Raw genomic sequence first — 3,205 nt, 5'->3', positions numbered from 1 at the left:
CAATCCATGACAGCTTAACTGGTCTTCCTAACCAACAAATTTTCTTTGATAGGCTGCAAAATTATACCTCTTTGGCAAAAGCAAATATTAAAATTAGACCAACCGTCTTTATGATTGATTTTGACAATTTTCGTCAAATTAATCGTAAATTAGGCATAGCTGTTGGGGATACTGTACTCCTTATAATCGCTCGTCGTTTAAATCGTCTTATTAACTTTCAAGATACCTTATCGCGCCTTTCAGCAGACCGTTTTGCAATTATTTTACTTAGTGAAACTGAACCAGAAAAAATTGCAGCATTTGCAGATCATTTACACAAAACAATTTCAGCACCTATTTCATTGTCAGAAAACAAAATAATCCTTTCAACATCTATCGGATTGGTTACATGGAGTGAAAGTCGATCAACAGCTAAAGATATTTTTAATGATAGTGAATTAGCGATGATTCGTGCAAAACAAATGGGGGGAAATCATATTGAACCTTTTCGGCCTAATTTTCGCACTTTGGGTCTCGAACAGAATACCCTGGGGAAAGATATCCGTTATGCCATAAAACGTCATGAGATGAAAATCCTCTACCATCCTATTCTTAATTTATCAGACGGGCATATTATTGGTTTTGAAACAATTGTAGAATGGCATCATCCAACTTATGGGAAATTAAATATCTCTGATTTCATAAAGATCGTAGAAAACGAACAAATCGTTATGGATTTGTCACAATTTATTATCAATAATGCCATTATTGATCTTATAAATGTAGAAGAAAAATTTTTCCAACAGTCTTTCTTTATTTCAATTAATTTACCAAGCGCAGAGATGATTCATCATCGTTTTATCAGTCAATTGCGTGCCGCATTGCTTCGCCATCCACTCCATAAAGGGCGCTTGATGATTGAAATATCTGAGTTTGTCCTAAGAAATAATCCTGAACAATCAGCCCACTTTCTCGAACAAATTAAAACACTTGGAATGAACCTCGCGCTAGACAATTTTGGAACAGGTTATTCGTCACTGACCTATCTCGTGCGTTATCCATTTGATATGGTTAAGCTTGATCGTTCACTTATTTCAATCGACTCTCTCAAGAAAAAACTCGTTCTCAAGTCTATCATTAATATGGCAACAGATCTTAACTTGCAAATTATCGCAGAAGGTGTTGAAAATGAAAAAGAAGCAATGTTCCTCCGTCAAGAAGGCTGTAAATATGTTCAAAGCACACTTGTGACGAAACCACTTGCCATAGAAGAATTAATTACGCTCGTTCAAAGCCATTTCCCTTATAAACCAACATACTAATTTATAACGATAATTTAGCGTTATCCAACTTGAATTAATGCTCTGAGCACAATAAGATTCTTTTATTTCAAAATCTCTCTAATCTCTCTCATGTTGAATTAATCAAAACCATTCGCTTGTACGTCACAAGCAGAGAGAACCTAGGTGGAGAAAAGGGATAAAAATGCCTTTTCATGAATCGTCTTAAATACCAAGAGCTATCGTAATTATTGGGGGCTAGCAAATATAGCGATGGCGCTCAGCTTGTTACTTTACAAGCGTACAGATGGGAGCTCAACGGATTTACCGTAATACCATTCACAAGTGCCATCGCGAAATGGGATTAGACACATTGAGGGATATTTCTTTAAAAGAAAAATAGAGGGGATAGAATAACGTGTAGAGTTAAAAAAACTCAGAAAAAAACTCTACGCGTGTCCCATTTCAGAAGCAAGATAGATTGGATCAATCCCCATGCGTGTTAAACTTTTATCATATTTGCAACTTAAATCACTTTCAAAAAGAAAACTAGGTGATGTAGAACTGATTAACCAACCGTTTGTAGAAATTTCTGCCTCAAGTTGTCCTGCTTTCCACCCAGCATAACCTAATGCTACCAGTGCATGTTGCGGGCCTTGCTCGCAACTGATCGCTTTTAAAATATCAATTGTCGCAGTAAAACAGACTTTATCTGCAATAAAAACAGTTTCTTCACAAGCATAATCATCTGAATGAAGGACAAAACCCCGCGAAGGATCAACAGGGCCACCATAGCGAACTGGAAATTGTTTTATTGGTTCAGAAAGATGTTTTTTTTGTCCACTCTCTATTACACCCAGGTGAAGTAAAAGTTCTGGAAAGTCAATATGATGCAATTGATTGAGAATAATGCCCATAGCACCAGCATCAGAATGCGCGCAAACATAAATAACAGAACGAATAAAGCGTCTATCACTCATCCCAGGCATCGCTATGAGTAATTGTCCACCTAAAAAGCCATTACACTGCTGCATTAATCTGTTATTCTCCATAATTTACATGATAAAAGTTTGTCTCTTTAGTACACTAGGAAAATAAAGCTCCAATGAAAATAAGTCACATGGTTACAAATTTACAAAATATCGCAACTTCCTTTTATAAAAAGCTTTTTGTTACTTTAAGCTTAACATTTATAGTTTTAGAATTATTTAATATTCCTGTAAATGCTCAAAAAGAACAAAAACTCCAGCTTTTCTCGACCTCTTGGCATGAATCAGAGGGGGGGCGTATCCGATTAGCAATCACTGAACCTTCTCTTTCTGGAATGAGAGAAGGCTTTATTGAAATTGTGCTTAAACCCCGCTGGAAAACGTACTGGCGTAATCCAGGTAATTCAGGAATGGCACCCTTTTTTAACTTCAACCAACAGGTCTCTTACGAAATCTTTTATCCTACTCCACAGCTTTTTGAAACAGAAAACGATTGGTCATTAGGCTATAAAGATAAAGTGATATTGCCTTTTAATCTATTTTCTTCAAGAAAAAATTTAAGCGGTGCTTTCACTCTTGGATTATGCCATAAAATCTGCCTTCCATTGACTGTTAACTTTGATTTTTCACCATCTTCTCTTAAAAACAAATCTCTTCCCACTTCCTTGTTAAAAGATGCCCAAGATTCTTTGCCGCGCATGACGCAAAATGCCCTAAAAATAAGCGCTGAAAAAAATAATAATACCCTCCTTATAAAAATACAAAATAACAACAAAACCAAGCCTTACTCTCTCTTTTTAGATGGAGGAGAAATGCAAATTGGAGCAGCAAAAAAAATCAGTGATAATGCAGAATATACACTCTTTAGCGCCCCACTCTATTTCGTACCAGAAAAAAACAACCAAAAAATTTTTTATACAATTTCTTTTAGAGATCATGCCTTAAGTGGAACATTTG

The 3,205-nt window shown here is 35.9% G+C and carries 3 protein-coding genes; 2 read left to right on the top strand and 1 reads right to left on the bottom strand.

From position 1 onward, the window contains the following. A partial coding sequence (locus BN338_RS06595; protein WP_039760263.1) for a putative bifunctional diguanylate cyclase/phosphodiesterase occupies positions 1–1,301 on the top strand: 1,301 nt, incomplete at its 5' end. Between the two features lie 407 nt (positions 1,302–1,708). On the opposite strand, the gene BN338_RS06590 is transcribed toward BN338_RS06595, so the two are convergent. After that, positions 1,709–2,293 carry a YqgE/AlgH family protein gene (locus BN338_RS06590; protein WP_039760261.1) on the bottom strand — a complete coding sequence of 195 codons (585 nt, stop codon included), beginning with the start codon at positions 2,291–2,293 and terminating at the stop codon, positions 1,709–1,711. A 71-nt stretch (positions 2,294–2,364) separates the two neighbouring features. Between BN338_RS06590 and BN338_RS06585 the strand changes: the two genes are divergently transcribed. Then, positions 2,365–3,205 (top strand): protein-disulfide reductase DsbD domain-containing protein (locus BN338_RS06585; protein ID WP_039760371.1); only part of this gene is annotated, 841 nt, incomplete at its 3' end.

It is taken from the genome of Bartonella queenslandensis AUST/NH15, from assembly GCF_000312585.1.
Lineage (GTDB): Bacteria > Pseudomonadota > Alphaproteobacteria > Rhizobiales > Rhizobiaceae > Bartonella > Bartonella queenslandensis_A.
Note: the sequence above shows the minus strand (reverse complement) of the source record. Positions and strands in the feature narration are given on the sequence as shown.

Bases quoted from the DNA above. Each gene is read 5' to 3' on its own strand.
- BN338_RS06590 (WP_039760261.1), bottom strand. From the start codon at position 2,293: ATGCAGCAGTGTAATGGCTTTTTAGGTGGACAATTACTCATAGCGATG.